The organism is Flavobacterium xizangense, from assembly GCF_054075145.1.
In genome coordinates, this window is sequence record NZ_JBSIPG010000003.1 from 347004 (window position 1) to 353504 (window position 6501).

3 protein-coding genes and 1 pseudogene are annotated in these 6501 nt (G+C 34.6%); 2 read left to right on the forward strand and 2 right to left on the reverse strand.

What is annotated here, in order from left to right; genetic code table 11:
* Positions 1–35 precede the first annotated feature (35 nt).
* Positions 36–1769 (reverse strand): RagB/SusD family nutrient uptake outer membrane protein, encoded by a 1734-nt coding sequence (locus tag ACWA1B_RS11650; RefSeq protein WP_456907027.1) that lies wholly within the window; start codon positions 1767–1769, stop codon positions 36–38.
* A 32-nt stretch (positions 1770–1801) separates the two neighbouring features.
* Positions 1802–5068, reverse strand: a complete 3267-nt coding sequence (locus ACWA1B_RS11655) for a SusC/RagA family TonB-linked outer membrane protein (RefSeq protein ID WP_456907029.1) — start codon at positions 5066–5068, stop codon at positions 1802–1804.
* Positions 5069–5312: 244 nt separating this feature from the next.
* Here ACWA1B_RS11655 and ACWA1B_RS11660 point away from each other — a divergent pair, with 244 nt between their 5' ends.
* A complete protein-coding gene (locus ACWA1B_RS11660) occupies positions 5313–6062 on the forward strand; it encodes a DeoR/GlpR family DNA-binding transcription regulator (RefSeq protein ID WP_456907031.1) in 750 nt (249 codons plus the stop codon).
* Positions 6063–6201: 139 nt separating this feature from the next.
* Positions 6202–6501 (forward strand): annotated as a pseudogene (locus tag ACWA1B_RS11665) (glucosamine-6-phosphate deaminase); the annotation flags it as partial.

The window sequence follows — 6501 nt, forward strand, 5'->3', positions numbered from 1 at the left end:
TTATAAAGGGCAAATAGTTTATTACGAATGTAGAATTACCAACCTGGGTTTTGCTTTAAAGTTACACCTTCTGCGGCATATAAGCTGATATCATTTGTTGGAATTGCACTTAAGTAATTTTTTGGCGATACAAATAATCTTGTTACACCTGCTGCGTAAGGAATTACATATCCTTGCGCATTTACTTTTGTTTTAGAATTAGTTCCTATCAAAGCGATGATTCTAGCTCCTAAAACAACATCAGGATTAGCATTAGTATCTAGGTAATCTCCTTTTTTCCAACGCATAAGATCTTCTTTTCTCATAGTAGTCCAGCTCATAAACTCAATTCTGCGTTCACGACGAATCTCCCATGTAATTGGATTAACGATTCCTGAAATTTGTTCTAATGCAGTTGTTCTTTGTGGATCATCTATTTGTACTCCATTAGCGGCAGCATTCGTACCATCTGTAGTTAAAATAGCGATTCCTGCACGTGTACGAACTTTGTTGATTGATAAATTAAGATCAGCATTAGTAATTGTACCTAATTCTGCACAAGCTTCGGCATAATTCAAATAAACTTCACTTAATGTAAAAACTGGAGCATCAATTTGGTTTTGCCCACCAGTCGTAACCTCAGTACCAGTTGTAGCAGGATTGTTATATAATTGAAATACGTAACCCGTTATAGATGTCAAACCATTAAAAGGCTTATCAGAATAAGCATAATCTGCTGCGCTGAAAGCTTTAGCAAATCTTGGATCTCTGTTAGCAAAAGTATTAGCGATAGTGTTATCACCCAAATATTGAGCATTTCCAGCTTGTTTGATAGGGAGCCCGTTAGTAGTAACATAACTTTCTGCAGCAAATTTTGTTAATCCGTTTTGAACCGTAGATGTATTTGTGTACGACTGCACTGAATTTCCTAAAACACCTTTGATGTATCTTTTTGTCAAAATTACCTCAGTATTTCCTAATAGCTCAACAGAGTTGTAAAGTGCTTTCCAATCTGTGTTTAATTTATAGGAATTATTGTTCATTACGGCTAAAGAGGCATCTTTTGCTTTTTGAAGATATGCATTTCCATTCTGACCCAAATTGTATTTTCTGTAAGTACCTTCACTCAAACATACTCGGCTTAATAATGCATAGGCGGTATATTTATTTACAGTAACATTGCTGTCATCAACGTTTAACAACATTGGAATAGCTTCTTCTAAATCTTTAATTACATTGTCTATAACTTCAGCTCTGCTTAAAGCTGGCTTATAAACATTAGCATCACCTTGAGCTAAATACTGATCTGTATACGGCACATCACCAAACTGTTGTGCTAAACGGAAATAAGTATGCGCTCTAAAAAACTTTGCAACACCTATATAGTGATTTTTCTTCACTTGATCCATAGGTACATTAGGGACTCTTGTCAACATAAGATTACAACGACGAATCAAAGTATAATACTCGTTCCAGTTTGCATTAGTTGCATTTGGAGCCGTTGGAAAGTTAGTAAAAACGTTCATTGCAAGGTTGTCATCTATTAATCCTGTACCTGCATGAAAGTAAAAGTCAGCCGTAGTACCAGTATTATTTCCGTACCCATTAAAGGTATTATAGTTTAACCAAGAATATGTTTTTACGTTATTCTCTGAAGTCCAAAAATTGTCGTCTGAAAATACATCTTCAGGAGGTGTATCCAAAAAATCAGAACAGCTAACCGCTAGGCTTGCAAAAGTAAGCAAGGCAACAGACAGTTTTATCCTAGAGTTTATTATTAATTTTCTCATTTTAATTAATTTTTAAATTTTAAATACCTTTTTTAAAACGCAAGTTGTATACCAAATGATATTGTTTTAGAATAAGGAAAAGTTCTTCCCCATGCCGCTTCAGTTTCATTAATTTCAGGATCTACTGGCAATTTACTGCTTTTCCAAGTAGCAAGGTTTAAACCTGAAATGTACGGTCTAACTTTGTCAATTCCTACTTTTTGGGTAATACTTTTAGGAAGAGTATATCCAATAGTCATCGATTTTAGACGTAAGTAAGACATGTCTAATAAATAACGAGATTGTGCAACAAAATTGTTTGATCCCGGTGCATAAGTTCCAAAAGCATTACCAGCATGTCCAGGGTAAGGATTAGGGAAATACGCATCTGTATTTTGCGGTGTCCAGTAATCATTTTGGTTCTCATACATAGCATCTGTTCTGTTGTAGAAAGGTAATATTAAATCAGAAGTTGCCCAGTATTGACGTTTACCAACTCCTTGAAAGAAAGCATCAATATCAAATCCATATAAAGCGCCACCAAGACGAACTCCATATTGGTAACGAGGCGTTGTATTACCAATCACTTTTAAATCTCCTGGATTTAAAGCTGTTCCATCTCCTCTTGAGATTATTCCGTCTCCGTTTATGTCTTTATACATTACATCACCAGCACCATATCTAAAAGTACCAGTTCTTACATTTTTATAATCAACACCATTTACAATTAATCCTGTTGCGTCAATTTGATCTGTAGATTGAATTAATCGGTCTGTTTCTAATCCCCAGATTTCTCCAATTTTTTGACCTGCATAAAAAGATCCCAAAAGCTTAGAAGTGTTGTTCCATTCTGTTACTTCTGTAGTATTGTCTGAAAGGGTAAGATCTGCATAAACACTTATGTTTTGGTTTATGCTTTTGTTAAAGTTAAGCGCTAGTTCCCAACCAGTTGTTCTTAAATTTCCTGAGTTTGTATTGGCAGCAGCCTGACCAAATGAACCTGGAAGTGTTTTACCTGGAGCTAGCATTCCTTTAGTATCACGTTGGTAATAATCAAAAGTCAAACCTAACATGTTAAATATTCTAATATCAATACCTACATCTTGCGTAGTTACTTTTTCCCAAGTTAAATCAGGATCAACATTTGATGGCTGATTAACAGAAGGGGGTACTGTTGCGCCACTTCCTAACCAAAAAGGGTTAGAGTTAGTCATAGTTGGTAAAAATGCATTAGCTGCAATATTTTGATTTCCGATTGAACCAACAGATCCACGAATTTTCAAATCATTCAACCAGCTTTTTGTGCCTTCCATAAAACCTTCTTCAGAAATTCTATATCCAACAGAAGCAGAAGGGAAGAATCCCCATTGTTCATCAGTTGGGAATTTTGACGAACCGTCATAACGTCCGTTTATTTCCACTAAATATTTTCCTTTGTAATCGTAATTCACACGTGCAAAAAATCCGGCGATAGCATATCTCGATAAACCTGGATTTAAAATAGCTGTAGAAACAAGAGGTGAAGTAAATTGATCACCGATAGCTAAATTAAACTCTGGTTTGGTTTTATCCAAAAGTGTGTTTCTACGAGCATAGGTTCTTTCAAAATCATACCATTCTGTATTCAAACCGCCCAATACTTTGAAGTTATGGTTGTCACCTACTGTTTTAGTATAGTTTCCAAAGACATTTGCTACATTTCTTGTATAAGATGATTTAGCTTGTGCAACAAAATCATTTGCAGTTTCCATCATTGTAGGTTTTCCTGAAACTAAATCAGCAGCACTAGTCCACCAGTCCCAAAGAGGCACCTGGCCACCATTCATTTTAAGGCTTGAGAAATTGTTGTTTATACTGTATTCTCCAACGATATTAAAATCTTTCGTAATTTGAGCAGTAAGTCTTCCACTGATCCTCATATCATTCGATTTGCTTTCATTTTGAGATGCGTTTGCCATATAACCTGGCGCATGTCTGAAATAAGTACCATTATAAGTACCATAAGGGAAATAAGAACCCCAACGCATATAGTAACCAAAATATCCGTTACCCTCTGTGTCAAGACCACTGTTATAGTAGTTAAAAGGAGAATCGTATTCTTGGAAAGTTCCCAATACTTTAAAATCTCCAGTAAGCCAGCTTGCTAACTGCGTAGTCATACCAAGGTTAAGATTGAATCTTTGGTTGGTTTCGTTATTGATTTTCATTACACCTTCTTGATTAGCAAGACCTAACGAAACAATAAACGAACTTTTTTCACCCAAAGAACCTTGAGCTGATAAATTATGAAGCGTTTGTATTGCATTCTTTTTTAACATTTCATCATGCGGATTCCAAATTCTGTAAAAATATTCTTTTCCGCCGATAACGTCAAAATCCTCACCCAAAATCATATTTTTGTCATTAGGGTTTCTTGTTGCAGCATATTTTTGTTTCCAGTTAATGATACCTGGTAATAATGTTTTGTAGTTCATACCAAAAGATTCTGGATTCGCATTACCAGCTCTGGCTTGTGCCTCGATCATTGCCGGAAGCTCTACAGTAGGGTCATTAAAGTTAACCAAAGAAATTGGGTTGCTTATTCCTATATTGTTGCTATAGGCGAATCGTACTTTTCCTTTAGCATTTTTACCACTTTTAGTAGTAATTAATATAACTCCAAATGCAGCACGTGCACCATAAATTGAAGCAGAAGCAGCATCTTTAAGGACAGACATCGATTCTACGTCTTCTGCATTTAATAATGACAGATCGCCTGGAACGCCATCAACTAAAATAAGTGGTGATCCTGTAGCTACCCCATTTACAATAGTTCCAGCACCACGAATATTAACATTTGATTGTTTGCTTATATTACCTGAATTATAAGTAATATTAAGTCCAGGAGTAGTTCCTTGTAAACCTTTTGTAATATCTGTAATCGGAATACTTCCTAAAGCTTTTTTAACATCTACCTTAGCAACTGCACCTGTAAGGTTTGCTTTTTTCTGAGAAGAGAATCCCACTACAACTACTTCATCTAATTTTGCAGTGCTTGAAGATAGTTCAATATTTACTGTTTGTTGCCCTTCGATTTTTACGACCTGAGTTTCAAATCCCATGTAGCTAAAAGCCAGAGCTCGGCCAGGCGCTACGCTAATGCTGAATTTTCCATCAAAATCAGTAGTTGTTCCATTAGAGGTTCCTTGGATCATTACGCTGACTCCGGGTATCGGAAATCCATCTGCTTTGTTTTTTACAGTTCCAGTGATTGTTTTTGTTTGCCCAAATGTTGCTTGAATGAACAAAACCAACAATGAAATAAGAAATAGTTTTTTCATAATTATCTGGTTTTTTTTATGGTTGTTGAGCAAATATATTTATTTATTGCATACAAATGCATTATTTTGTGTTTTTTTTCAAAAATTAACTAAAATAACGCAAAATAACGCATTTTGTAGTTCCCTATTTTTTTAGTTTTGGTTTTTTACGGCAAAAAATGCAAACTATTGCAGTTTATGGTTAATCCTACACTTCCAATAGAATTATTTGATATATTTGTCCTGAATTTTAACTTTTTAAAAAATGCTGAAAGCCGAAAGACACAAATATATAATGAGTAAGCTTGTTGAAGAACAGAAGGTTGTAACAACTGATTTGGCTTTGGCTCTGGATTTGTCAGAAGATACAATTAGACGAGATTTAAACGAGCTTGACAGCAAGAAACTGTTGGAAAAGGTATATGGCGGTGCAGTACAGGTTAAAGAAAAATCGGCTAATGTTTTCGATATACATATTTCTGATGAAGAAGAAAAAAAGCAGATCGTAACAAAAGCATTGTCATTATTGCATGACGATCAAGTTATTATAATGAGTGGAGGAAGTACAAATTTAGTGTTTGCAAAACTTATTCCTTCCGATTTAAAAGCTACAATATATACCTATAGTCTCCCAATTGCAATGCAGTTGTCTCAACATCCTAATATTGATTTAATATTTATTGGGGGAAAAATGCAAAAAAACGCAATGGTAACGATTGGTATAGATGTGATGCAAGTTGTGTCTAAAATTAAGGCCGATATCTGTTTTATTGGCGCGAGTAGCATTAATATAAAACAAGGACTTACCGAAGTTGGTTATGAAGTCTCTATGGTTAAAAAAGCAATGATAGAAGCATCTGATAGAGTTGTTTCGATGTTTTCTTCAGAAAAGTTAAATACAAAAATGCCTCATGTTGTCTGCGATTTGAATCAGTTGGATACAATTGTGACTAATTTGGATCCTGAAGATGCGAGGCTGGAAGAATACCGAAAATCAGGTGTTTTTATATTATAATTAGAAATCTAATTAGCGTTAAATGCGTTTTTTTGCGTTATTTTAATTTTATTTTGTTAAATAACGCAAAATAATGTAACTGTTTTGTTTTTTGTATCTATATTTGTTAAAACTAAATTTTAACTACAATAGATATATTATGAAAACAACTACTTCTTTGGCTTACGACATACCTGGAAAATTTGAAGAAACCCGATTTGAAAAAAATCATAATGTAATCTTTGAAAATTCTGCGGAAGCTTCAAAAACTGTCGCTCAAGAAATAGCTGAATTAATACGTTTGAAACAAGCTGCAAACGAATCTTGCGTGCTTGGGCTGGCAACAGGTTCTTCACCAATTAAAGTATATGAAGAATTAGTTCGAATGCACAAAGAAGAAGGATTAAGCTTTAGCAATGTAATCACTTTTAATTTGGATGAATATTATCCAATGACCAAA